At 47.9% G+C, this 24,603-nt stretch carries 24 protein-coding genes; 5 read left to right on the top strand and 19 right to left on the bottom strand.

Going from position 1 to position 24,603, the window contains the following annotated elements; genetic code table 11:
- The first annotated feature begins 26 nt into the window (after nt 1–26).
- Both mciZ and MKY48_RS11585 read left to right on the top strand, forming a co-directional pair.
- Complete coding sequence (gene mciZ, locus MKY48_RS11590; RefSeq protein ID WP_076320910.1) at nt 27–185, top strand: Z-ring formation inhibitor MciZ; 159 nt, start codon at nt 27–29, stop codon at nt 183–185.
- Between the two features lie 103 nt (nt 186–288).
- Complete coding sequence (locus MKY48_RS11585; RefSeq protein ID WP_339292958.1) at nt 289–1,500, top strand: tetratricopeptide repeat protein; 1,212 nt, start codon at nt 289–291, stop codon at nt 1,498–1,500.
- Between the two features lie 79 nt (nt 1,501–1,579).
- Here the strand turns inward: MKY48_RS11585 and MKY48_RS11580 are convergent, their stop codons facing one another.
- Nucleotides 1,580–2,710 (bottom strand): tripeptidase T, encoded by a 1,131-nt coding sequence (locus MKY48_RS11580; protein ID WP_339292957.1) that lies wholly within the window; start codon nt 2,708–2,710, stop codon nt 1,580–1,582.
- 109 nt (nt 2,711–2,819) lie between these two features.
- Between MKY48_RS11580 and prli42 the strand changes: the two genes are divergently transcribed.
- Nucleotides 2,820–2,921, top strand: coding sequence for a stressosome-associated protein Prli42 (prli42, locus tag MKY48_RS11575; protein WP_144023401.1), 102 nt, complete (start codon nt 2,820–2,822; stop codon nt 2,919–2,921).
- A 26-nt stretch (nt 2,922–2,947) separates the two neighbouring features.
- On the opposite strand, the gene lipB is transcribed toward prli42, so the two are convergent.
- From lipB to lpdA, 5 genes are all read right to left on the bottom strand, one after another.
- Nucleotides 2,948–3,628: a lipoyl(octanoyl) transferase LipB gene (gene lipB, locus MKY48_RS11570; RefSeq protein WP_339292956.1), complete on the bottom strand. Its 681-nt coding sequence runs from the start codon at nt 3,626–3,628 to the stop codon at nt 2,948–2,950.
- A 113-nt stretch (nt 3,629–3,741) separates the two neighbouring features.
- The gene (locus MKY48_RS11565) at nt 3,742–5,148 is read right to left on the bottom strand and encodes a dihydrolipoamide acetyltransferase family protein (RefSeq protein WP_339272121.1); all 1,407 of its coding nucleotides are present in this window, start codon (nt 5,146–5,148) and stop codon (nt 3,742–3,744) included.
- A gap of 17 nt (nt 5,149–5,165) precedes the next feature.
- Nucleotides 5,166–6,152, bottom strand: a complete 987-nt coding sequence (locus tag MKY48_RS11560; protein ID WP_339292955.1) for an alpha-ketoacid dehydrogenase subunit beta — start codon at nt 6,150–6,152, stop codon at nt 5,166–5,168.
- Nucleotides 6,153–6,155: 3 nt separating this feature from the next.
- Entirely contained in the window at nt 6,156–7,184 is a 1,029-nt protein-coding gene (locus MKY48_RS11555; protein ID WP_339292954.1) for a thiamine pyrophosphate-dependent dehydrogenase E1 component subunit alpha, read from the bottom strand.
- Between the two features lie 179 nt (nt 7,185–7,363).
- Nucleotides 7,364–8,785 (bottom strand): dihydrolipoyl dehydrogenase, encoded by a 1,422-nt coding sequence (gene lpdA, locus MKY48_RS11550; protein WP_339292953.1) that lies wholly within the window; start codon nt 8,783–8,785, stop codon nt 7,364–7,366.
- 157 nt (nt 8,786–8,942) lie between these two features.
- On the opposite strand from lpdA, the gene MKY48_RS11545 reads away from it, so the two are divergent.
- Nucleotides 8,943–9,248, top strand: a complete 306-nt coding sequence (locus tag MKY48_RS11545; RefSeq protein WP_339272118.1) for a DUF2627 domain-containing protein — start codon at nt 8,943–8,945, stop codon at nt 9,246–9,248.
- Nucleotides 9,249–9,422: 174 nt separating this feature from the next.
- Here MKY48_RS11545 and MKY48_RS11540 read toward each other — a convergent pair whose 3' ends face one another.
- The 6 genes from MKY48_RS11540 to MKY48_RS11515 form a co-directional block, all read right to left on the bottom strand.
- Entirely contained in the window at nt 9,423–9,635 is a 213-nt protein-coding gene (locus MKY48_RS11540) for a hypothetical protein (RefSeq protein WP_098742967.1), read from the bottom strand.
- A gap of 67 nt (nt 9,636–9,702) precedes the next feature.
- Nucleotides 9,703–10,590, bottom strand: a complete 888-nt coding sequence (locus MKY48_RS11535; protein ID WP_076320900.1) for an NAD-dependent epimerase/dehydratase family protein — start codon at nt 10,588–10,590, stop codon at nt 9,703–9,705.
- Nucleotides 10,591–10,833: 243 nt separating this feature from the next.
- Nucleotides 10,834–11,808, bottom strand: coding sequence for a family 43 glycosylhydrolase (locus tag MKY48_RS11530; protein WP_339292952.1), 975 nt, complete (start codon nt 11,806–11,808; stop codon nt 10,834–10,836).
- A 79-nt stretch (nt 11,809–11,887) separates the two neighbouring features.
- The gene (locus MKY48_RS11525; RefSeq protein WP_339292951.1) at nt 11,888–12,799 is read right to left on the bottom strand and encodes a carbohydrate ABC transporter permease; all 912 of its coding nucleotides are present in this window, start codon (nt 12,797–12,799) and stop codon (nt 11,888–11,890) included.
- A 54-nt stretch (nt 12,800–12,853) separates the two neighbouring features.
- Nucleotides 12,854–13,729 (bottom strand): sugar ABC transporter permease, encoded by an 876-nt coding sequence (locus MKY48_RS11520; RefSeq protein ID WP_213645168.1) that lies wholly within the window; start codon nt 13,727–13,729, stop codon nt 12,854–12,856.
- Nucleotides 13,730–13,811: 82 nt separating this feature from the next.
- A complete protein-coding gene (locus tag MKY48_RS11515; protein WP_339292950.1) occupies nt 13,812–15,050 on the bottom strand; it encodes an extracellular solute-binding protein in 1,239 nt (412 codons plus the stop codon).
- Nucleotides 15,051–15,336: 286 nt separating this feature from the next.
- Here MKY48_RS11515 and MKY48_RS11510 point away from each other — a divergent pair, with 286 nt between their 5' ends.
- Complete coding sequence (locus MKY48_RS11510) at nt 15,337–16,239, top strand: ArsR family transcriptional regulator (protein WP_076320895.1); 903 nt, start codon at nt 15,337–15,339, stop codon at nt 16,237–16,239.
- Nucleotides 16,240–16,484: 245 nt separating this feature from the next.
- Here MKY48_RS11510 and spo0A read toward each other — a convergent pair whose 3' ends face one another.
- The 7 genes from spo0A to dxs form a co-directional block, all read right to left on the bottom strand.
- Nucleotides 16,485–17,288, bottom strand: a complete 804-nt coding sequence (gene spo0A, locus MKY48_RS11505; RefSeq protein WP_076320894.1) for a sporulation transcription factor Spo0A — start codon at nt 17,286–17,288, stop codon at nt 16,485–16,487.
- A gap of 196 nt (nt 17,289–17,484) precedes the next feature.
- Nucleotides 17,485–18,819, bottom strand: coding sequence for a SpoIVB peptidase (spoIVB, locus tag MKY48_RS11500; protein ID WP_339292949.1), 1,335 nt, complete (start codon nt 18,817–18,819; stop codon nt 17,485–17,487).
- A 100-nt stretch (nt 18,820–18,919) separates the two neighbouring features.
- Nucleotides 18,920–20,659: a DNA repair protein RecN gene (recN, locus tag MKY48_RS11495; RefSeq protein WP_339292948.1), complete on the bottom strand. Its 1,740-nt coding sequence runs from the start codon at nt 20,657–20,659 to the stop codon at nt 18,920–18,922.
- Between the two features lie 51 nt (nt 20,660–20,710).
- Nucleotides 20,711–21,160, bottom strand: a complete 450-nt coding sequence (gene argR, locus MKY48_RS11490; protein ID WP_076320891.1) for a transcriptional regulator ArgR — start codon at nt 21,158–21,160, stop codon at nt 20,711–20,713.
- 17 nt (nt 21,161–21,177) lie between these two features.
- A complete protein-coding gene (locus tag MKY48_RS11485) occupies nt 21,178–21,669 on the bottom strand; it encodes a hypothetical protein (RefSeq protein WP_339292947.1) in 492 nt (163 codons plus the stop codon).
- A 68-nt stretch (nt 21,670–21,737) separates the two neighbouring features.
- Nucleotides 21,738–22,610, bottom strand: a complete 873-nt coding sequence (locus MKY48_RS11480; RefSeq protein ID WP_339292946.1) for a TlyA family RNA methyltransferase — start codon at nt 22,608–22,610, stop codon at nt 21,738–21,740.
- Between the two features lie 19 nt (nt 22,611–22,629).
- The gene (gene dxs, locus MKY48_RS11475; protein ID WP_339272109.1) at nt 22,630–24,537 is read right to left on the bottom strand and encodes a 1-deoxy-D-xylulose-5-phosphate synthase; all 1,908 of its coding nucleotides are present in this window, start codon (nt 24,535–24,537) and stop codon (nt 22,630–22,632) included.
- Between the last annotated feature and the right edge of the window lie 66 nt (nt 24,538–24,603).

Here is a 24,603-nt window from a genome sequence, read left to right as displayed (position 1 = left end):
AATTTCCAAGAAAGAAGGAACTGCCCATGAAAAGCTACAAAGGGGATCATTCAATACATATGGTAGGACAGGCCTGGCAGATACGGATCATGCTGAAACAGTGGCAACAGCAATGGGGCTCGGAAACGAAGATTATGGATATTATTTCTAACTCTTCTAAAAACATTTACGAAAACAGGACGTGAAATTAGGTCTTTGGACTTGTTTTTCGACTTATTTCTATTTTTTTCGAATATGAACCATGACCTTTACACCTATACGGGTGTTATATCATTGGGAGGCTTCGACATGCGACATATACCTATTATTGAAACCGAACCAATTACTAATCCACCTTCAACTGAATATGAGCGCGGAAAATGGTACAAAAGACGCGGGTATCTTGAGAAGGCGCTAAAGAGCTTCAAGGAAGCTGCACAATCCACTCCAACCGATAAGGCGAGCTCGGGATGGAAGGAAGTTGATTTAAGCTGGCTCGAATACGGGTTATTGAGCATGCGGATGCGCTCCTTCGGCAAATCGGAGGAAGCTTTCAGAACCGTCGTACAGCATTCCGGTACCTACGTCCAAGAGGCGCTGAATCAATGGGCCGCACTCCTGCACATGCAGGGGATTTCGGATCAAACGATTGGTGAACGGCTCCTGGACGAAACGAGGAACTTTCCATCCTCCAACATCATGGTTGGCAGGTCACTATTCTACATCGGAGCTTATCCACATGCTGCCCATTGTTTTGCTAAACAGGGGAGTTTATATCCAGATACCTGCATCCAATATGTGACTTGCCTCGTCATGACGGGTCAAGTATCTGACGCCATGCAGTTCATCGATAGCTACCTTCGCGATTTGACACACCACCTGCGCGAACTGCCTCGTCCAAGAACAGTTGAAGGGGCTCAGCTGGCCAGAATCAGGCAGCTCTGCGAGTGGAACATAAAGAATTCAATTCCTGACCGATTTATCGTCATGTCGGAAACTTTAGAATTAGCACGCGCTGCTGTATCACTAAATATGATTTCCATAGCCGAACATCTGCTAACCAATAGCGGCGACCATGCTTATTATGCTCTGATCTGTTTTCTTTATGATGAAGGCTACAGAGGACTCGCGATTTCAAAATTAAACCAATTGGAAGCGCTGCCGTTTCAAGAGCAAGACAGCCACAGTCTGAAAGTATGCTTTATAGCCGCGGAAAATTTATATGATCAAGGGAGATATGATGAGGCTGCATCTCTGCTCGAGCAGCTTAGACTGGCTTACCCCGGGCGTACAGAGATACGATTCGGCGAAGCCGCTTGTTATTTACAGTCAGCCTTGATCTCCCTCTCTGCCCGCCTTGAGGAGCAATATGCCTCAGCAACGGCGAGGAAAGAGATCGAACAATACCTGGACAACATCAATGCCGCATTGCATGTGGTCGAGAACACGAACTGGCATACCACCTGGTCGCCTGCCCAAAAAAGACGGGAGAACCACTCGCCCTTGTCATCCTTGAATTAATATACAAATCTAAAAGCCCGCAGCGGATGTAAAACGTCCGCTGCGGGCTTTATGCATTTTCATATGATCTAATGATCAACTAAGCCTTAGCCGTTTCCTGAATGATCCCCACCACGATCTGGGCAGCCTTGATCAAATCAGAAGCTTGAATACGCTCTTTCGTGGTATGAATGTCTTGATATCCAATTGCCAAATTGACGGTTGGGATTCCAAGGCCGTTAAAAATGTTGGCGTCACTACCGCCTCCGGACCGGAACGTACGGGTTGGCAAGCCCAAGCCGCCGATGGCCCGCTGCGCAAGCTGAACAACCTCATCATGTTCGTTAAAACTGAAGGCAGGGTATACGATTTCGCTAATAAACTCACAATTGGCGTTGTACTCACGAACGGTGGTTTCGAGCGCCTCACGCATATCGTTCACTTGCTTATCCACTTTCTCTTGAACGATACTGCGTGCTTCAGCATCAATCTGAACATGGTCACAGACGATGTTGGTTGCGCCCCCGCCCTGGAACTTGCCGATATTTGCGGTGGTTTCTTTGTCGATGCGTCCCAGCTTCATTTTGGCTATCGCTTTAGAAGCGACCTGGATGGCACTGATGCCATCCTCCGGATTCACTCCGGCATGAGCTGACTTGCCTTTGACGATCATTTTGATTTTCGCTTGGGTCGGTGCGGCCACTGCGATCGATCCTAATTCACCATTGGAATCCAGGGCAAAACCGAGATCCGCATCCAAAACATCAGGGTCAAGCGCCCGAGCTCCCACCAGACCCGACTCCTCACCTACCGTAATGACAAATTGGACTTGTCCATGAGGGATGTTATTTTCCTGGATGACCCGAATACCTTCCAGCAATGCCGCGATGCCCGCTTTGTCATCCGCACCAAGGATGGTCGTTCCGTCACTTCGAATCCAGCCGTCATCACCTAGCGTCGGCTTAATGCCTTTACCAGGCGTTACCGTATCCATATGACAGGTAAATAGCAGCTTAGGCGCTTGCTGGGCCGCCTCGTCCGCTTTCCAGGTAATAATAAGGTTCCCTGCTCCGTGTCCTGTCTTTTCCTTGGCATCATCTTCGATGACATCAAAACCAAGACTGGAAAATTTATGTTTGAGAACGTTGGAGATCTCCTCTTCATGCTTGGTTTCGCTATCGACCTGAACCAATTCCATAAACTCTTGGATGATACGCTCTTCTGAGATCACTGGACTTCCCTCTCTTTCGCAGATACGATACAATGTTTATATCTATCTCAATTAAATGATGCTGCTGCATGTATGTTCATCATTAAACCTATTTCAAAGGAGTTACACAATGCAACGTAAAAAGTGGTTTCGAATTGTTATCTATCTCATGCTGGTTGCTATGGTCGGATCAACACTGCTGGTTATCCTTGAGCCATTGTTCTTTCGCTGATACTCTGCATTTACGAACGCCTTAAGTTACAACCAACGAGCCTCATATGGAAATACCCGGGTGAAGAAAGGCACGATCTCCCGGGCTACTTCCTCTACTTCAAAAATCCGCCCCGTGCAGTCCTCCAATGAAGTTACACCGTATTCCTGTATACCACAAGGAATGATGCCTGCGAAACCCGCGTCTGCGATTCCGGATTTAATATTAAACGCAAAACCATGACTCGTCACAAATCCGCGATGCTGGCGGCCTTTATTGAATTTAACGCCGATGGCGCAAATCTTCAAATCCCCTACCCATACCCCGGTGTATTCGGGTTTGCGGCCGGCTTCGATGTTGTATGATGCCAGGTATTCGATGATGACCTGCTCCACATCGCGCAGAAATCCGTGCAGATTCAAATTTTTGCCGCCATCCAGCAGTAACAGCGGATACCCGACAAGCTGCCCTGGACCATGATATGTAATGTCTCCGCCACGATCGATTTCAAACAGGCCAATGCCCTGTTTTTCCAATTCCTCTTTACTTAAGAGCAAGTGCTCCGGATGACGCTGTGACCCCATGGTATAGGTCGGAGGATGTTGGAGGAGCATTAATCGCTCGTGCTGCTCTCCCTGATCGATGGCGGAAACATATTTTTTCTGAAGCTCCCAAGCCATGCCATAATCTACAATCGGCGTGTACGATACATCTAACGGTTTGTTCATGTGCTAACGCCTTCTTTCATAGGGTTCCCACTAACCAATGAATGTCCTGCGATTGACGTCGGTATGAATGACGTCTGCGAACCTTTTTCCGAAGAATCAGATCAAAGACGAAATTAATACAGCTTCGTATCCAGGGTATAACCTTCCAGGTTATCTTTAACCCGCTGCAGGAATCTTCCGCAAATTACCCCATCCAAAATCCGATGATCCAGAGATAAACACAGATTCGCCATCGAACGGACAGCGATCATGTCATTGATAACCACCGGCTTTTTGACAATCGATTCAAACGTCAAGATTGCAGCCTGCGGATAGTTGATAATCGGATAGGACAGAATTGAACCGAAGGATCCAGTGTTGTTCACCGTAAAGGTACCGCCCTGCATGTCGTCTAGTTTCAGCTTGCCTTCACGGGTCTTCCGTGCGAGTTCCTCGATCTCTCTTGCCAAGCCGGCAATATTCTTCTGATCGGCACGGTGGATCACCGGCGTCAGCACGGAATCCTCAGTTCCGACGGCCAGGGACAGATTGATATCGCGCTTCACGACGATTTTATCCACGGCCCAGAAGGAATTCATGATCGGATAATCTTTAATTGCGTTCACAACAGCTTTCAGCAAAAAGGCGAGGTAGGTCAGATTAACCCCTTCCTTACGCTTGAACTCGTCCTTCAGCTGATTACGCAGCAATACGATGTTGGTCACGTCGACCTCAATCATCGTCCATGCGTGCGGAATTTCCGTAACGCTTTGACGCATGTTTCTGGCGATCGCATTACGCATCGGCGTAACATCAATAAAGTATTCGGATCTTCCGCCTTCCATCCCTTCCACTTCAATGGTCGGAAGTTTAGGCGATTCCGTCAAATGCAGCCCGGAATGACGCACATTCGGAATGGCTGTACCGAGAGGAGGCGACGGTTCGGCAGGCATCTGATGCTGCAGCCCCTGAAACGGCGAAGTCCCACTAGGTTGTACCGTTTCTTTCGGCGCTTGGGCGCTCTGGGCAGGTGCTGCTCCGGCAGGAGCGCCTTGGCCTTGGGCTGCTCCTCCCTTTTCAATATAAGCCAGTACGTCCTTACGGGTGATTCTGCCGCCCATGCCTGATCCCTGTACTTGCGAAAGGTCAATCTGATGCTCGGCTGCCAGCGTCTGCACAGCAGGCGAATACCGGAAACGCATCGAACCCTCTTCGCTGCCGTTTCCCTGATGCTGACTCACGGGAGCACTTGCTGCTGGCTGTGGCGAAGGAGTTCCACCTTGACCAGAAGCCACAGAGATCCGGCAAATGATCTCGCCAACATTGACGGTCTGGCCCTCCTGGGCAAGAATCTCTCCCATGACGCCGTCCAGGGTGGATGGAATCTCGGCATTGACTTTGTCGGTAATGACTTCACAGATCGGTTCGTACTGCTCGATGGCATCCCCCGGCTTCTTCAGCCACTTGGCAATGGTCGCCGAAACAAGGGATTCCGCTAGCTGAGGCATCGTAACATCGGTCAATTTCTGATTTTCGGACATGCTCACACTCCCTGTTCTTAATAAAGCGCCAATTGACGCATGGATTCTTTGACTTTGTCCTTGTTAAGCATGAAGAATTTCTCCATCGGCGGACTGATTGGCATAGCCGGTACATCTGGACCGCACAAGCGCATGATCGGGGCATCCAGGTCATAGAGGCAGTGCTCCGCAATAATCGCGGATACTTCCCCGCCGACGCCGCCGGTTTTATTATCTTCATGAACGATCAGCACTTTACCCGTTGAACGGGCCGCTTCAATTATCGCTTCCCGATCAAGCGGCTGTATGGTACGCAGATCCAGTACATGCGCGCTAATGCCTTCTTCCTTCTCTAGCTCTTCAGCAGCCTGCATCACAAAGTGCAGCGGCATGCTGTAGCTGATCACCGTAATATCCGATCCTTCGCGCAGCAGATTCGCCTTGCCGATCGGTACAACGTAATCATCGTCCGGTACATCGCCAGTAATCAGCTTGTAGCATTTCTTGTTCTCAAAGAACAATACCGGATCCGGGTCGCGTATCGCGGCTTTCAGCAGCCCCTTCGCATCATAGGCCGAGTACGGCGCAACGATTTTGAGTCCCGGCGTTCCGAAGAACACCGATTCCGGGCACTGCGAATGGTACAACCCCCCGAATATTCCGCCGCCAATCGGTGCACGAATGACGACAGGACAACTCCAATCGTTATTGGAACGATAGCGGATTTTCGCTGCTTCGCTAATAATCTGATTGGTTGCCGGGAACATGAAGTCCGAATATTGCATCTCGGCAATCGGCTTCATGCCATACATGGCTGCGCCGATAGCCACACCGGCAATCGCGGACTCCGCGAGCGGGGTATCGAGCACCCTCATTTCTCCGAACTGATCCATCAAACCCTTGGTGGTTGTAAATACGCCGCCTTTGACGCCTACGTCCTCGCCTAACACAAATACGGACTCGTCACGCTCCATCTCTTCCTTCATGGCTAGACGAATTGCATCGATATATTCCATTACTGCCATCCTTTACACGCTCCCTTCGTCATCGGCATATACGTGAAGAAGCGTATCTTCTGGCTTCGGAAATGGAGCCAAGTCTGCAGATTCCGTCGCTTCTTTGATCTCCAGGTTTAATTGGGCGATCAAATCCTGATCGCGTGCTTCGTCCCAGAGCCCGCAGTCGACCAAATAATTCTTAAAGCGGGCGACACCGTCTTTCTTCCAGTTCTCTTCGACCTCTTCTTTTGTCCGGTACGCCAAATCGTTATCCGATGTGGAGTGCGGAGACAAACGGTACATCATGGATTCGATCAGCGTCGGGCCTTCTCCGCGAATCGCACGTTCACGCGCTTCCTTCACGGCCGCATACACCTCAAGCGCATCGTTGCCGTCTACTCGAATGCCCGGGAATCCATACCCTAGAGCGCGGTCGCTTACCTTCCCGCTAATCTGTTTATGAAGCGGCACCGAAATGGCATATTGGTTATTCTCGCACATGATAATGACAGGGAGCTTGTGAACGCCCGCAAAGTTGCAGCCCTCATGAAAATCCCCCTGATTGCTCGAGCCTTCGCCAAACGTAACAAACGATACAAAGTCCTTCTTCTGCATCTTCGCCGCCAGCGCGATACCCACTGCATGCGGAAGCTGTGTTGTTACAGGGCTGGAGCCAGTCACAATTCGCAGTCGTTTACTACCAAAGTGCCCCGGCATCTGCCGTCCACCGCTATTCGGATCCTCGGCCTTAGCAAAAGCCGACAGCATCAGTTCGCGAGGCGTCATGCCCACTGTCAATACGAATCCATAGTCGCGGTAATAGGGTAAAAAGTAATCCTTCTCCCGGTCAAGGGCAAAAGCAGCAGCAACCTGACATGCTTCCTGCCCGATACCGGATACGTGAAAATTAATTTTGCCCGCACGCTGCAGCAGCAGGTTGCGCTCATCGAATTTTCGCGCCAGCACCATATATTTGTACATGTCTAGCACTTGTCCGTCGGTCAGTCCAAGCTGCTCATGCCTATTGTTGTTTGCCGTAACCGTTTCATGTTTTTTCATGGAGATCCCTCCTTTATGTGAGCCATGACTTCAGGCTTGATCATCGGCCTCATAACATGAGGTTAAAGGGCGTGTTTGATCAAGTATTAAAACCTGGTACTAAGACTTGGCTTAATGTTATTATAATCCCTTTCTCGGCAAAAAGAAATGAGGGATTCCACAAAAGGATGTTCTTATCCCTACAAACCGATGGCTCGTCCATCCACCGCAAGCATCGCTTCGCCGATGATTTCGGATAATGATGGATGGGCGTGTACTGCCGCTCCCACTTCCCATGGAGTTGCATCCAGTACTTGTGCCAGTGCCGCTTCGCCGATCAGCTCGGTTACATGCGGTCCAATCATATGCACGCCCAGAATATCCTGCGTCTTCTGATCGGCAATGACCTTCACGAACCCCTCCTTCGTTCCGTGGATCAACGATTTGCCAATCGCAGAGAACGGGAATTTTCCGATCCGGGTCTCATGTCCGCGTTCTTTGGCCTGCTTCTCCGTCAGTCCGACGCTAGCTACCTCATGCCGGGTATAGATACAGCGAGGGATCCATTCGCTGCGGTAGGCTTCCGTCTTCTCGCCTGCCAGATGGTTCACGGCTGCAATCCCTTCGTGGCTTGCCGCATGAGCAAGCTGAAGACCCCCGATGCAATCGCCGATTGCGTAAATATGGGGCTCCGTTGTTTGCATATTGGCATTTACCACAATAGCGCCATTTGCAACCCGAACGTCGGTATTTTCAAGCCCAATATTTTCAGTAGTGCCGATTCTTCCGACAGAGAGGAGCAGCTTGTCCGCTGACAATGTTCTTCTATCGTCCTTTTGCTCGATCGTGATGGACACACTTTGATTCCGAATCTCACAGCTGTCGGTTTGAAGTGATACGTTGGTGATCACCTCTACGCCTCTGGCGGTGAGCATCTTTGTCAGCTCACGTCCAATCTCCTCGTCTTCTGCTGGCAGCAGATGGGATGAAGCTTCTACAATTGTGACCTGAACGCCAAAATCATTCAGCATCGAAGCCCATTCCACGCCGATTACGCCACCGCCTACGATGATGATGGATGTAGGAAGCTCATCCAACTGAAGTGCATGGTCGCTTGTTAGTATATGTATGCCGTCAGGCTCAAGCCCCGGTAAGTGACGCGGACGCGAGCCGGTCGCGATGATCAGATGAGTGGGAACCACCGTTTCCATCTCGCCATCCGGAAGCTCAACCGCTACGGCCCCGCTGCGTGGAGAGAAGATGGACGGGCCGATAACTCTCCCTTTGCCCTGCACGACGGTAATTTTATTTTTGCGCATCAAATATTGAACGCCCTGGTGCAGCTTATCGACGATACCGTCTTTGCGCTTCTGCACTTTGTCAAACGATAGCCGGACCCCGTCTGTCTCGATTCCATAGCTCTCGCTATCCTTCATTTCCGCATACAGCTCGGCACTCCGAAGCAATGATTTGCTCGGAATACAGCCGCGGTGCAAGCAGGTTCCCCCCAGTTTGTCCTGCTCGATGATGACCACATTTTTACCGAGCTGGGCTGCACGGATGGCCGCAACATATCCACCGGTTCCCCCGCCAAGAATTGCTACATCACATGTTATCGCCACAAACGGCACCTCCATAATAAGTCCAATTATACCCTTTCATTGTACTCTCTTTTTTTCGGATTACAAAATCATCACCCATAATCGAAATAGACATTACCCTATGAAAAAGGTATGATAAACGGTAGTTCATTACATCAGTCGCAGGAAGGAATCTTCTATGAAAATGTTAATTTCCCGCTTTATTGCCATCTTGATTTTGGTTATCCCGGGTTTTATGGCAATGATGGGTTTCTTAATGATGAAAGATGCGGTTTTTCTATATATTTCCGTTCATGGGGATGACAGTGTGGCAAACCCCACTTTCGGTTGGCTACCTTTTCTAGGCGGGTTGGCGCTGTTTGTCATCGGTATCGGATTCTTGGGCGGCTGGATTCTTTTCCGGGACCGCAAGCGAAATTACGTTGGACCAAGATTCAAAAAGAAGCGCCAGGCGCCAAAGTCAGGAACACCATCTAAAAACTAACTCATAAGAAAAATGTCTATCGACGTACTTCAAAGAAGACAGACTGCCGTTAGCTGTCATTTTTCTTGCGATATCAGGAAGCCCATGCTTCGTATGTTTACACTTTATGATATCTTCCAAAAAAACACCGGGGAGCCCTCCCCGGTGTTTATCATATGTTCTGGACTCCGCCGTTTATTCCATCAGTGCGTCCTTCAGTTTACTCGACATTCTTGTTTCTCTGGACGTCGCTTTCAGTGCGGTTTTCCGCAGATTGAAATTTTGCTTCGTCAAAGCTTCCAGCTCTTCATACATCGCATGGATTAACGTTAGGGCTTCCGGAGATAAGTCTCCCTTGGATTCTACCTCTCGAATACGCTCTTTCCATGCTTCCATCTTGTCGCTCATGCTGATCTTCCTTTCAGGGCACTTCCCTCTTATCTTTCTTCAAATGATAACAATCCTGCCACTTTCGCTAGCGAACCTTTAAATCGGCGGACAATTCCGCAATCAATTTCGGCATCCAGTCGTGCAAATCCCAGAATTTAAACCCGGCAGCTGCCGCTTTGCCATGATCCATCGTCCAATCTCCCGGAATTCCAAACGGAGACATGTGATCAGGTGCTGCTGAAGACTGCAGGGGTGCCGCACTACCAATTTCCTGCTGAATCAAGTTCATCATTTCCCGGACCGAAATCGTTCCGCTGGAGCAAGCATTTACCGGACCTTCCAATTGCACTTGACCTGCCCATTCCAGAAACTCCGCTGCTTCCTCGGCATGCACAAACGAGATTTGTGCGTCTGGATCAGGCAATCCAATCGCTTCTCCTTGCGCTGCATGCTCAATATGAAAAAGCAGTCTTCGCGTGTAATCATCCGGTCCCAGCACAATCGGCAACCGGACAGCCGTAACATTCAGATTATGGCGACCGAATAATACCGCCTCTGCCTGGCGCTTGCCTTCCTTATAGCTGTAGTCCCTGCTTTCGTTTGTCATAACAGGGTATCTGTAGGGATCAAACTCCTCTTCCCTCACCGGATGATCCGCAAAATCATATACCGATAACGTGGAGGTCAGCACGTATTGTCCAATTCGTCCGGCAAAGATGTCTGCAGCTTGTCCCGCTTCTTCCGGAGTATAACATATATTATCATATACGATATCAAAGTCCTGGCTTCCCACTGCCTGTTTTAAGCATTCCGGATCCTTCCGATCCACGGTAAGCCGCGCAACGGCACCTCCGAATGAATCCTGGTGATGTCCACGCGTCAAAATCGTAACGGCATCGCCTTTAGCCAGCAGCCGGTTAACCAGCCTTTTACCGAAAAAGCGGGTACCGCCCAATACTAATATCTTTGCCATTTATAATTCCTCCTTACCAGGAAATAAGAATATGTTAATAGAACTACGCTTAATACATCCTTAACCATCTCATAAATCGATCTGTCCTTTTTTCTCCATCCATATCGAAGACTCCTTCTTTTTTCCTACTTTATATTATGCTCCTTACCTCCTAAAATGTAAAAAACCGACCAAGCTATTAAGCTCAGTCGGTCTGATGTTTGCAAATCCATCCGGTCTATAACCCCAATTACAAAGTCGGCATCATGGCTTGGAGACCGGTTCATGATCCGCTCTCGGCACCCCGAAATTCGGTGTTCCGTCTTCGTTCCACCCGATGACCTGTACGCGCGTGTGGCGGTTCGGATCATATAGTGGATCTCCCACGATCTCCTTGTAACTTCTTGCATGGTACACCAGTATGTCCTGCGAGCCGTCCTCGGAAATTGTGAAGCTGTTGTGTCCCGGCCCATATTGGCCATTGGCTTCAGATGTCTTAAATACGGGTACAGGCGATTTAACCCAGGAGCTCGGATTCAGCAAATCACTGTCCTCATCGGCTGTCAGCAGCCCCATCGCATAGTTGTGGTCTGTGGCGCTCGCGGAATAAGTCATGAATATGCGCCCGTTGCGTTTAAGAACGGCGGCCCCTTCATTTACAAGATACCCGATCTTCTCCCAGTCGTACTCGGGAATCGATATGCATACCTGTTCCCCTGTCAAGGTCCAGGGATTCTCCATCAATGAGATGTACAGATTGGAATTGCCTGGAATGCCCGGATCTTTCTGTGCCCATACATAATACCGTTTGCCTTTGTGCTCAAACGTTGTTGCGTCCAGGGCGAAAGATTCCCACTTCGTGATCACTTGCCCCTTCTCCACCCATTCCCCTTCAAGCGGGTTCGCCGAAACGTTCTCCAATACAAACATCCGATGATCGAACAATCCGCCTCTCGTTTCTGAAGTATGGGCAGCTGCGTAATATACATACCATTTTCCATCCATATAATGAATCTCGGGTGCCCATATGTTGGCACTCATCAGGCCTGACTCATGCTTGCGCCAGATCGTAATTCCTTCGGCATCCGCGAGTCCTTGTATCGTTTGCGAGCGTCTAAGCTCAATTCGATCGTATTCCGGCACGGAACCGGTAAAATAATAATAACCATCGGTATGTTTATAGATCCACGGATCTGCCCGCTGTTCGATCAGGGGATTTTTTATATTTAATTCAGACATGGTGACGACTCCTATACCTTATAGTTTGACTTCCGCTAGCTTTCTATTTTTACTTGTTTCTATGAATCCAATCTTATTGCTACCCTTTGATGCCTGCGTTTAAGTTGATCGACTGGACAAAATATTTCTGGGCAAACAGGAACAACAGCAGCGTCGGAATAATGGCCAGAATCGCAGAACCCATCAATTGTCCGATCATGCGGTAATTGCCGTAAATGTCCTGTAACAACAGCAGTCCTGCTGTGACGGGCATCTTCTCTACATCGGTATACACGATAACGGGCCAGAGGAAATCATTCCAGGAACCCGTAAATGAAAACAATCCGCATACAATCAATACAGGTTTCATGAGTGGCAAAATAATAGAGGAATAGATTCTAAAATCTCCCGCGCCATCAACACGCGCCGATTCATCCAGATCCTTGGGAATGCCCATCATGAATTGTCTGACCAAAAAAATGTTCCCCATCCCGGCCAAACCTGGAATGATCATCGCCCAAGATGTATTCACCCATCCCAGTGCATCAATGATTTTATAAGACGGAATCAGATTCACCACCCCGGGAAAGAAGGAAATCCCAAGCAAGGTAAAGAATAAGGTATCCCTTCCTTTAAAGTTCATGCGCGAGTATCCGTAACCGGTAATGGAAATGACAACGATCACGAGCAGCGTATGCATCGTTGCAATAAATACGGAGTTCATCAACCAGCGCAGGATGGGCGCGGTCGACGTGTTTTGCAGGATTGTGACATAATTATCGAAAATCCAGTTATCGGGCAGCAGTCGAAAACCACTGGAAACCACCTCCGCCTGGGACCGAAAAGATGTGGTGATGCCAAATATGACCGGAATTGCCCATATCACACACAGGAGGATCAGAAATGCGTAAGCTATATATTTGGACACGCTTATGTTGGATGAAACCTTCTTCGGACCCGAGCGACCAAGCTTGGAATCCGTGTTTACTTCATGTACTACCGGGTTCGACATTGCACAGTACACCTACCTTTTATCGTTTCCGTTGTTTGCAAGCTGAACGTGCCGCTAGGACGCGTTTCGGTTCATCACATAATACTGAAGGGCTGAAATGACGAGAATGACCAGTCCGAGCAAAACTGCCATCGCGGAAGCCATGCCGGCAATCGATTCCCCGTGACCGAAGGCTAACTGCCGGATGTACATCATCAACACGGTTGTGCTCTGTCTAGGTCCTCCGTCCGTCATCATTAATGGCTGACCGAATACGTTAAAGGCTCCGGCTGTCGTCATAACAAAGGTATAGATCAGCGGAAAACGAATGGAAGGCAGCGTAATGCTTGAAAATCTGCGGACAGGCCCCGCTCCATCCATCTCGGCCGATTCATATAAATCCTTGGATACCCCGCTGATGGAAGCCCGGTAGATAATCATGTTCCCACCGACTCCGCCCCACACCGTAATGACAATAATGATCAGCCAGGCATAGGGCTGGTTGGCTGCCCAGACTGTTTCAGAGCCGAAGATATTATTCGTGATCCCAAGCTGCTTATTGAAGATTAAAGACCAGATCAGTGCCGCTGCGGAGATCGAAATGAGTCCGGGAATATAGAGAATGGACTGGATGACATTTTTCATCTTCACTTTTTTGTGTTCCAGCGATACGGCAATCATTAACGGAATGATGATTAATATAGGTACACTTAGAACAACAAAGATCAGCGTGTTTTTTAATCCGTTCATAAATTGGGTGTAGAAGGTGGACTCCGAGTCAAACAGAATCGTTTTATAGTTGGCCAACCCAACCCACACAGGGTCATTGATCAGATTCCACTGCGTAAAGGAAGCATAGATCCCGTATAGGGTCGGCAATAGAATAAATACGATAAAAAGTATCAGATGGGGACCTACAAAGAAATAAGGCGTCAACGACTTCTTATTCATACCCTTTCATTTCTCCTTTGGAAAAGAAAAGTGTCATGAAAGCAAGGACATTTTTCTTTTTTTCAATCTGCTCTGCTGTCATTTACTTTGCGGCACTGCTTCCTTCCGCGATTTTGTCCTCTACAAATTTCTGCATCGTCGCCAGGGTTTCGTCGATGTCAACATTGCCCCGTACGATATCCGCTGCGTATGTATCTACAGCCTCCGCTACGTATGGATAGTACTCGTAGGTGTAAATATACAAGGATTCAATTTCTTTTTCGTTGGAGGTAAAGAATGACTGAATATAGTTATTGTACTCCGGGCTCTCAATGACTTGTTTACTCGCTACGATCTGTCCCGCTTTTGCCCACTCAATCGAGTTTTGGCGGATGAATTCCAGGAATTGACCAATGGCTTGCTCTTTTTCGTCCGTTCTCTTATCGTTCTTCAGCATGGAGAATAAGTGCGAAGAGGCCCGGTTTGTATACTTGTCTGCACTCGTCGAATAAATGTTGGTTACGCCGAAGTCCAATCCATCCACTGTTGCGTGTGCCGTCGAGCTCCATGTACCGTCTGTGGAAAATAAAACGTTTCCAGCTTGGAACATCAGATAGCCGTCCTCACCAAATGGGGTCATCAAGCCCGCATCCGATACTTTTTTAATCTCCGTAAACGCTTGTTTCATGGCTTCTGTGTTCACGGCCGGCTTGCCGTCTTGTTGAATGTCGCCGCCAAGGTTCTGGATTTGCGCTAACACAACCCAGCCCAAGAGAGCGTCATTGATCACGTAATCGCCTTCATCCAACTTGCCTTGCAGCGACAAAATTTCATCAATGGTCACGACATCATCATCCAGGAAGCTTTCAACATTGTATTTTTTGAGCAAGTTTTTATTGTAATACATCGCATTGCTATGAATATCAAGCGGTACTGTATATTGGGTGCCCTCTACGTTTCCGGTTGCCCAGGCCTGCGGCAAATAGTTATCCGCTTTCAATTCTGGTTGTGCTTGCATGACTGCCGTCATCGGCTCCAACACACCTTGCTTCACGAAACTTGGAACGCGATCCGCATGAATAATGGACAAATCAGGAACGCCTTTGCCTGAATTAAGAACAGTTGATATTTTTGTATACATATCCGAGGTAATCACATGTTTCACTTTGTACTCGGGATTGGTGGCGTTGTAATCCTTCACAAGTTGATCCATGTAAGCTCCGTCATCACCCGTCAAAGGCGTCCAAAAGGTAATGGTGTTCTTATCCCCGTTGCCACATCCCCCTAATACCGCTACCGCTAACAATACAGGTATCAGTGAAACCCCCATTTTTTTCTTCAACTAACTCTCCTCCTATTACTAATCATTTGGTTAATCATTCACCTGCCTGGATTATGAAAACGATTAACTTTGGTTCAGTATACACTCGTTTTGAAAACGGTGTCAATAACATTAATATAAATCTTAATCGATAATAATTTATTTGATTAACATATATGTTAATCATGATGTTGAAATTTTGTTGTATTAAATGGCGAGATTTATATGCAGGTTAATAAAGCATGTGGTATGATGCATATTAGTTAATGAATTTTGAATGAAAAAACTTGTTGAAAGAAGTGGTCATATGCAATTGGAAATAGACAAGTCATCGCTTGTGGTTTACGAGGCTTTGGCCAGCGAAGTTCGAATCAAGATTATTCAGCTGCTCTCCAAAAACAAAATGAATATCAAAGATTTGGCCCAAGAACTTCAAATCAGCAGTCCGATTGTGACAAAACATATTAAAAAACTCGAAGATGCAGGCATTATCCGCACAGAAAAAGTACCGGGGAAATCGGGCCAACAGAAAATTTCGATCCTGAAGGTGGATCATATCGAAATCAACTTCCCGAAAAAAATCTTTCATTCCTTTGCTTCATATGAGGCTTCCGTGCCGATCGGACATTACACGGACTATGACTTGAAGCCTACCTGCGGCCTTGCGACCGAGAAGGAATTTATTGGGCGGGTAGACGAACCCAAATACTTCATGGATCCCAAGCGAGTGGATGCAGAAATCCTGTGGTTTACCGAGGGCTTTATCCAATACAACATCGCTAACTTCCTTCAAAAGGATGAAAAGCTGCAGCAGTTCGAAATCAGTTTAGAGATTTCCTCAGAATTTCCTTTTTCCAATGATGTCTGGCCTTCCGACATTACCTTCTCCTTAAACGGGGTCGAACTTGGCACCTGGACAAGCCCGGGGGATTTTGCAGATACGCGGGGGAAATATACGCCTGCATGGTGGCCGCACAACATCAACCAATATGGACTGCTAAAGACGATACGAATTACGAGCCACGGTACGTATATCGATGGAGACCCGCTCTCTGCTGTATCTGTAGATGATTTGGATGCAACCTGTGATCGCTGGACCTTCCGAATTGAAGTGAAGGAAGATGCAAGACACGTTGGAGGCGCCACCTTATTCGGGAAGAAGTTCGGAAACCACGAGCAGGATATCCAGTTCAAAATGTATTATCTGTGAGGGCAATCGAAGGTACGTAACATCGAAGGACGTTTACCGGGTAAAGTTACCGAAATGACAACAAACCAGCCGGATTAACGGCTGGTTTGTTTTTGTTGTTGAAAGTCCATGACCAAACAATAAAATCACTCCTTCACAGATTACGACATCGCAACCAATAAAGGAGTGATTTCAATGTTCCGCGCAGGTAGACATTTAGGGCAACCACTTACATTACCCTAAATCCCTTCCTCATCCTTACCCTTTCAAGACACCTTATGCTCAATTCTCAGCTTATCAGCGACCATCGCGATAAACTCGCTGTTGGTTGGCTTGGATTTGCTGATGTTGATGGTGTAGCCGAACAGATGGCTAATGGAATCGATGTTTCCGCGAGTCCAGGCTACTTCGATAGCATGACGGATTGCACGTTCCACACGAGAAGGCGTTGTTTTGAATTTCTCTGCGATCGCTGGATACAAAGTCTTGGTGATCGCCCCAAGAATTTCGATATTGTTGTATACCATGGTAATGGCTTCACGCAAATATTGGTAGCCCTTGATATGAGCAGGAACACCTATTTCATGGATAATCGAAGTGATATTCGCGTCCAAATTTTTGCCTTTGCCCATAGGAACCACATTGGATTTCATACTTGTAAATGACGCGCCTGAAGAAATGCTGCTGGACGAGCCAACAAGTTGACGAATGCGGCTGGCGAGCACCTCCATATCAAACGGTTTCAAAATATAATAGGAAGCACCTAATTGTACAGCTCGCTGCGTAATATTTTCCTGACCAAATGCCGTAAGCATAATGACTTTCGGCTGCGGAGACAAATTCATATCGCGTAATCGTTCAAGTACGCCAAGGCCGTCCAAATGAGGCATAATAATGTCAAGGATCAGCACATCCGGTACTTTTCCCGTTTCCTCAATCATACTCAGTACTTCTTCGCCATTATAAGCGATTCCGGATACCACCATATCTTGTTGATCCGAAATGTATTCACCAAGCAGGTTTGTAAACTCACGGTTGTCGTCTGCCAATAATACTTCGATCTTTTGCAATTCGTGCTCCTCCTTTATCAGATCAGTTGTTATTTTAGAATATTTTTCTTGTGTATAAAGTTTTCGACATAGTGATTTAAATTCCTTCTGTCGAAAATTATTTTTCTTTATTTTTTTTTGAAGTTGATTTATAATTAAATATTTTGTTTCAAATTAATCTCTATTTCGTTATTTTACGACAAAAAATCTCAAGGCATTAACCCGCCTTAAGATTTTGAGGAGTTGATTCTGTAGATTGTAGTACGCCGGAGTCCTGAAGCATCCATTCAATAAAGCATCCATACCCCGATTTAGGATCATTTACAAAAACGTGCGTAACCGCTCCAATCAGCTTGCCATCTTGAACGATTGGACTACCGCTCATGCCTTGTACAATCCCGCCTGTCTTCTTAAGCAGTCTTGGATCGGTAATACGGAGTACAAGCCCTTTCGTTGCGGGAGCATCCTGTTTAGATACATGAACGATATCCACTGTAAATCGTTCAACCTCTTGTCCTTCAACGACCGTTAAAATCTCTGCCGGTCCTTCCTTGACCTCATGAGATAAGGCTATCGGAATTGGCTCCTGATACAAACCATGCTCAGGAAGATTATTCATTTTACCGAAGATGCCAAAATGGGTATTGCGCTCAACATTGCCCAAAATCTTGCCGTCTTTTGTGAAAGTTGCCCGTTTTTCTCCCGGCTCGCCTTCTTCACTTCGGCTAATGGATGTAACGTTGGACTGAACAATCTGGCCGCTTCCAACATCAATGGGTGTTTGAGTATTCATATCGGTAATGACATGGCCCAAAGCCCCGTAGACTTTCTGGTGAGGTGCGTAGAAAGTTAAAGTGCCTACACCTGCTGCAGAATCACGGATATACAGACCAAGGCGCCAGCTTTGATCTTCTTCATCATATGCCGGGCTCAGCTTGGTTGTCATTTCTTTGCCGCCCCTCTTGAAGGAGATATCCAATGGCTTATTGGCTTTACCGGCCTTCTCGACGATATCAGCAACCTTTGTTACATCATTAAGCGGCTTTCCATCCATCGTCGTCAGCAGATCGCCAACCTTCAGGCCGGCCGCTTCTCCAGGGGATACTTTAGCACCGTTTTGAACGCGTACCAGATGATGTCCAACGACCAGTATACCAGAGGATTTCACTTTGACGCCGATGGTCTGACCTCCAGGAATCACCTTGAGCTCGGGGATCACCTTCACATGAACTGTCTTCAGAGGAATTTTACCAAATAATTTCAGGGTAACTTCGGCATTTCCGCTTTGCTGGGGATTCAGCTGAAGTGGATACTTTAGCGATACTTGAAGTTTTGACTCGCGGGAGCCGTTGAGCTGCAGGACATCCGGGCGATCAACTGAAGCGAGGGCTTGAACAGGCATGGCAACATCAAGACGGGACTGCTGACCGGAAATCAATCTCAGCTCATTAGGCAATGAAGCAAAAGACTGGACAGGATCAGCAGTTCCAATGAAACAAAGAAGGAAAGCAAGAACGAAACCGAGCAGTTTTCTCCTGAGGTTGGGCTTCAATGGCTGTCACGCTCCCTTTTTCTTCTTTCGCTTGACGAAAAGGTGGTCGCCAATTGCGTACCTTTAAGTTACCCTGCCCTTATGGATTTATTACTGTCAATCATTGACCCAGAGCCTTTCTGGAAGCCTTTTGCGCTGCCGCCAGATTGAGCATTTCTTGGGCATGATGAAGTGTTTTTTCGGTGATCTCGACTCCGCCAAGCATCCGTGCAAGCTCTTTTACGCGCCCCTCTTCATTCAGGTTTTCTACTTGCGTCATCGTTCTGGAGGCTTCCAGCTTCTTCTCGATTAAATACTGATGATCTGCCATGCATGCAACCTGCGGCAAATGCGTAATGGAGAACACCTGACAGGTTTTGGCCAGCAAAAACAGCTTCTCCGCAATCGATTGGGCAGCCCTTCCACTGACACCTGTGTCGACTTCATCAAAGATTAAGACCGGTATTTGATCATGACGGGCAAATATACTCTTCATCGCCAGCATAATTCTGGACATTTCTCCACCCGAAGCAATTTTGGCAAGCGGACGCAGAGGCTCACCCGGATTGGCGGATATGAGGAATTCTGCCGTATCCATCCCCTGTCTGGTCAACCTTACTTTATGTCCTTCATATTCGTAACCGTTAGGATCCAGCTGTAGTTCCATACGAACCTCAAGGGAGGTGCGCTCCATTTGCAGATCCTTCAGTTCTCCCTCCACTTGCCGTGCTAAATCTTGCGCACACTGCTTGCGGGCAATACTAAGCTCTTTAGCACTAACCAACAGCACGCTTAACAACTCGTCACGACGCTGTTCCAATGCTTGGATAAATTCGTCCTTATTCTCCAGCATATCGGTTTCCTGCTGAATTCTCACGTAGTATTCCAAAATTTGCTCAACATTATCCCCATATTTTCGGCGCAATCCGGAGATCATATCTAAACGAAGCTCAATGTCGTTCAGACGTTCCGGATTAAATTCAATGCTGTCGCGGTAATCCCTTAGCTGGAAAACGGCATCCTCCAGCTGATAATAAGCCGATTGCAGCTGCTCAACAAGCGGCTTTAAACCCTTCTCATCGTAACCTGACACATCCTCCAATTTGGATAGGGCACGGCTGACGGACTCCAATCCCGAGGATCCGTACAATAGGTCGTATGCTCCGGCAACGGAATCCATCATCTTCTCGCTGTGGGACAGCTTGGTTCTTTCCTCGGACAATTCCTCGTCCTCACCGGATTTTAGCTCCGCCGCTGCAATCTCCTCCAGCTGGAACCGATACATATCGAGCATTTGATACGCCTTCTGGCTGGTCTCCTGCAGGTCCTTGAGCTCTCGCTCCACTTTGCTGAATTCCCCGTACAATTCTTGATATTTCCGTTTGACAGGCCCTATGACCTTATCTCCGTACGTATCCAGAAGGCTCATATGCTGCTCTGAACGGAGCAAGCTTTGATGTTCATGCTGACCATGGATATTTATGAGCTTTTCTCCAACCTCACGCAGCATGCTTAAATTCAGCAGCTGGCCGTTAATACGTGAGGTGCTTTTCCCTTGAGCTGTCAGTTCTCTCCGTATCAACAAATGCTCTTCTGGATCCGCTTCAACACCCAGCTTCTTCAGCGTATCCCATACGGGATGCCCTACAGGCAGCTCGAATAAAGCCTCAATCTCTGCTTTGTCGCAGCCGTAGCGAATTAGTTCAGCCGAGCCGCGGCCGCCGGCAATTAATCCCAGCGCATCGATTATGATGGACTTACCAGCTCCGGTCTCCCCTGTCAGAACGTGAAATCCCGGATAAAAATGCACATCCACGCTTTCTACAACCGCCAGATTCCGAATGGATAGCGTGTTTAACATGTTTCCCACCTCCGCTACTGCTTAAAAACTGCCAATGAGTCACAACATTGATTACGAAATGAAATTTTTAATTTGGGCAACCACATGTTCTCCGTCATCTTCCGTTCGGCAAATGAGCAATATCGTGTCATCGCCGCATATGGTCCCCATGATCTGGGTCCATTCCATATTATCGAGCAGCACGGCTACGGAATTAGCTGTTCCAGGCAAGCACTTCATGACGACAAGATTACCGGTACGGTCAATGTAAACAAAATTATCGATAAGCGCTCTTTTGAGCTTCTGTACAGGATTGTAACGCTGATCTGTCGGCATAGAGTATTTATATCGCCCATCATCCGTAGGCACCTTGATGAGCAGCAGTTCTTTGATATCACGTGAAATTGTAGCTTGAGTAACCTGAAAACCTTCCGCACGCAATGCGTCTACAAGCTCATCCTGTGTCTCAATATCCTGGTGGGTAATAATATCCCTGATTTTAATATGGCGTTGTCCCTTCATAAAGAGCCTCCTGAGTATTAACTGTTGTAATCATCTTGACCAATCCATTCTTCGTCCGACCAATCCATGCTTAAACGGTGAATCGACTTCTCGTTTACATCAATATAGAGCAGACCGGCACATTCGGGATACAGCAGCAAAAAAGGCATCAACCGATCACGAATGCCGGCCCCCGTCCAATCGACCGGCATCCGTTCCCGTGCCAGCTTGACCATGTACAGCTCGCCACTGTCATCGGATGCAACGTAATCTATAAACAACCGACTCAAAATGGGTCTCTGACCCGTTTTAAACGATAAGTTTATTTTTACTTTACCCCCAACCACGTCATATCCTTCTTGTTCGAGCATCCCAATGGCTGGGTGATCTGGAATGTGTTCATTGATCGGGATGCCCGGCAGTCGATCCGGTGATGGCGACATCAGCCAACGATTCAGCCTATAACCGATAAGCAAGGCAACGACGACACCAAGCAATATCATTAATAACCAATCATAACGCTCATTCATCCTCTCACCTCGAATTTTGTATTCGCGGATGAGAACATCAATTCCTCTTTTTCAGCAAAAGAAACCCATCATTTCGATGAGTTTCCTGTGAATGTATGAGCCGCTTGTGTTACGACGGTATCAATCCATTGACTCAAATGGACAGATTCTTGTCCATCTCCCTGAGTCGGTTCTTCCGAGCTTTCAGAATCCTCCGGCTCTAATCGCCAGTGGGCCAGGAATTCTATATTGCCTTCCCCTCCCGTAATCGGAGAGAACGTAAGATTCTTTAATTTGAACCCAATTTCATCTGCAAAAGTCAGCACTTGCGTTAGGACTTCCCTGTGAACCTTCGGATCCCGAACCACGCCGGACTTACCAACCTTTTCCCGACCTGCCTCAAATTGAGGTTTGATCAGAGCAGCCACATCTCCCGGTTTACCCAGGAGCATTTTCAGAGGCGGCAAAATAATGCGAAGGGATATAAACGAAACATCAATGCTGGCAAAATCCGGCTGAGGGCCATTCAGGTCGTCCGGCATCATATAGCGAAAATTGGTTCGCTCCATGACACAAACGCGTTCATCGTTACGAAGCGACCAATCCAACTGGTTATAACCGACGTCGATTGCGTATACATAACTTGCTCCGTGCTGGAGCGCGCAATCCGTAAAGCCGCCAGTCGAAGAGCCGATATCCAGCATCGTACGCCCCTTCATATCGATATCGAATGAACGAATCGCCTTCTCAAGCTTTAATCCGCCACGGCTGACATAGGGATGAACCGAGCCTTTGACTTTCAGTTCGGACGTCCTTGGAATTTTCATGCCGGCTTTCTCGATCCGCTCGGTTCCGGCATAGACCAGACCCGCCATAATCGCGGCTTTGGCTTTTTCGCGACTCTCATAATATCCCTGCTCCACGAGCAGGACATCAATTCGTTCTTTCTGAGATGAATCCATATTATACTCCTGATGGTTACTAAGACATAAAACTTCTCTTGCCGAGTACGGCTGTCCGAGCATTCTTCAAGCTCCGGATCTCCTGACAAACCGAATCCAATGTCAGCCCTACTTCTTCACGCTGCTGCGGTATGCTTCCATGCTCGATAAACCGGTCTTCGATCCCCATTAAAGATACAACCGCATCATGGATTCCCTGCTCCGCAAAAAACTCTAAAACCGCGCTGCCCATACTACCCGCTTGCGAAGCTTCCTCCAGAACCAGCATGGACGTCCCCGTCTCGGCCAGATTCCGCAGCATACCTCCATCCAGCGGTTTAAGGAAACGGGCGTTTACGACTTGTACCGTAATTCCTTCCCGTTTGAGCTGCTCCGCCGCTTCTTCAGCCAATTGAACCATAGGACCCGCTGCCAGAATGGCGTATCCTTCACCAGGACGAACGACTTCCCAAGTTCCGATAGGAATCGGTACCAGTTCGGTGTCCATTGGAACGCCGCGCACATTGTTCCGAGGGTAACGATATGCGATAGGTCCTTCATTATAATCGAGTGCTGTTTTCATCATATGACGAAGCTCGTTCTCGTCTTTTGGCATCATAATGACGATATTCGGGATATGGCGCATGAAGGCTACGTCGTATACCCCTTGGTGAGTCTCGCCATCTGCACCAACAAAGCCGGCACGGTCAATCGCAAACATCACGTTGGCGTTATGGCGGCAAATATCATGCACGATTTGGTCGTACGCACGCTGCATAAACGTGGAATACACCGCAAATACAGGTTTCATGCCTTCCATTGCCAATGCTGCGCACAAGGTCGCGGCGTGCTGTTCGGCAATCCCTACATCGATCATACGGTCAGGGAATTTCTTGCTGAACGGGATCAAACCGGAGCCTCCCGGCATCGCCGGCGTGACGGCCACGATCCGATTGTCCTGTTCCCCCAGCTCAACCAGCGTCTGTCCGAATACTTCCGTATACATCGGATTTCCTACCGCTTTAAGAACTTGGCCGGATTCAATCTTATAAGGCGTGATTCCATGCCATTTATGAGAATCGGATTCAGCCGGCCGGTATCCCTTGCCTTTGGTTGTGACGGCATGAATCAGAACGGGTCCGTCCACATTGTCGGCCTGCTTTAACGTATCGATCAGTTTGTTTAGATCATGTCCGTCTACAGGGCCCAGATAGGTAAGTCCGAGTTCCTCGAATAAAACGCCGGGAACCATCATATATTTAAGGCTGTCCTTCATCTTCTCTGCCGTTTTGGCGAGTTTGCCGCCGATGGCAGGAATTTTCTTCAGGAGCATTTCCACTTCGTCCTTGGCACGAAGATAATAACGATCGGAACGGATCTTGCTTAGGTAATTGTGCATGGCACCCACATTCGGTGCAATCGACATTTCATTGTCATTCAGGATAACCATCAGCTTTTTCTGCTCGTGGCCAATATGGTTGAGCGCTTCAAACGCCATGCCGCCGGTAAGGGCACCGTCACCGATCATGGCGATAACCCGGTTGTTGTCACCTTTCAGATCGCGCGCCATCGCCATACCCATTGCAGCAGACAGCGAGGTGCTGCTGTGTCCGGCTTCCCAGACATCATGCTCGCTTTCAGAACGCTTTACGAAGCCGCACAAGCCTTTGTATTTACGGAGCGTATCAAATTTATCCATCCGTCCGGTCAAGATCTTGTGTACATAGGCTTGATGGCCCACGTCAAAAATCATCTTGTCACGAGGGCTGTCAAAGCAATAGTGCAAGGCCAGCGTGAGTTCAACCACTCCCAGATTCGGTGCAAGATGGCCACCGGTAACGGACAGCTTTTCGATTAGAAAATGACGGATTTGTCCTGCTAAATCCTCGAGTTCGTCCACCGATAGATGTTTAATTTGTTCGGGATGCTTGATATTTGGAAGAAGCACGAAGAATCTCCCCGCTTTCCTTGATTAAGTTTACGTTTCTTTAGCTGATATGAATTCAGCCATTAA

Origin of the sequence: Paenibacillus sp. FSL W8-0187 (assembly GCF_037969755.1) — a bacterium.
Classification (GTDB): Bacteria; Bacillota; Bacilli; order Paenibacillales; family Paenibacillaceae; genus Paenibacillus_AQ.
Note: the sequence above shows the minus strand (reverse complement) of the source record. Positions and strands in the feature narration are given on the sequence as shown.

Bases quoted from the DNA above. Each gene is read 5' to 3' on its own strand.
- mciZ (WP_076320910.1), top strand. From the start codon at position 27: ATGAAAAGCTACAAAGGGGATCATTCAATACATATGGTAGGACAGGCC.
- MKY48_RS11585 (WP_339292958.1), top strand. From the start codon at position 289: ATGCGACATATACCTATTATTGAAACCGAACCAATTACTAATCCACCT.
- prli42 (WP_144023401.1), top strand. From the start codon at position 2,820: ATGCAACGTAAAAAGTGGTTTCGAATTGTTATCTATCTCATGCTGGTT.
- lipB (WP_339292956.1), bottom strand. From the start codon at position 3,628: ATGAACAAACCGTTAGATGTATCGTACACGCCGATTGTAGATTATGGC.
- MKY48_RS11565 (WP_339272121.1), bottom strand. From the start codon at position 5,148: ATGTCCGAAAATCAGAAATTGACCGATGTTACGATGCCTCAGCTAGCG.
- MKY48_RS11560 (WP_339292955.1), bottom strand. From the start codon at position 6,152: ATGGCAGTAATGGAATATATCGATGCAATTCGTCTAGCCATGAAGGAA.
- MKY48_RS11555 (WP_339292954.1), bottom strand. From the start codon at position 7,184: ATGAAAAAACATGAAACGGTTACGGCAAACAACAATAGGCATGAGCAG.
- MKY48_RS11545 (WP_339272118.1), top strand. From the start codon at position 8,943: ATGAAAATGTTAATTTCCCGCTTTATTGCCATCTTGATTTTGGTTATC.
- MKY48_RS11540 (WP_098742967.1), bottom strand. From the start codon at position 9,635: ATGAGCGACAAGATGGAAGCATGGAAAGAGCGTATTCGAGAGGTAGAA.
- MKY48_RS11535 (WP_076320900.1), bottom strand. From the start codon at position 10,590: ATGGCAAAGATATTAGTATTGGGCGGTACCCGCTTTTTCGGTAAAAGG.
- MKY48_RS11530 (WP_339292952.1), bottom strand. From the start codon at position 11,808: ATGTCTGAATTAAATATAAAAAATCCCCTGATCGAACAGCGGGCAGAT.
- MKY48_RS11525 (WP_339292951.1), bottom strand. From the start codon at position 12,799: ATGTCGAACCCGGTAGTACATGAAGTAAACACGGATTCCAAGCTTGGT.
- MKY48_RS11520 (WP_213645168.1), bottom strand. From the start codon at position 13,729: ATGAATAAGAAGTCGTTGACGCCTTATTTCTTTGTAGGTCCCCATCTG.
- MKY48_RS11510 (WP_076320895.1), top strand. From the start codon at position 15,337: ATGCAATTGGAAATAGACAAGTCATCGCTTGTGGTTTACGAGGCTTTG.
- recN (WP_339292948.1), bottom strand. From the start codon at position 20,659: ATGTTAAACACGCTATCCATTCGGAATCTGGCGGTTGTAGAAAGCGTG.
- argR (WP_076320891.1), bottom strand. From the start codon at position 21,160: ATGAAGGGACAACGCCATATTAAAATCAGGGATATTATTACCCACCAG.
- MKY48_RS11485 (WP_339292947.1), bottom strand. From the start codon at position 21,669: ATGAATGAGCGTTATGATTGGTTATTAATGATATTGCTTGGTGTCGTC.
- MKY48_RS11480 (WP_339292946.1), bottom strand. From the start codon at position 22,610: ATGGATTCATCTCAGAAAGAACGAATTGATGTCCTGCTCGTGGAGCAG.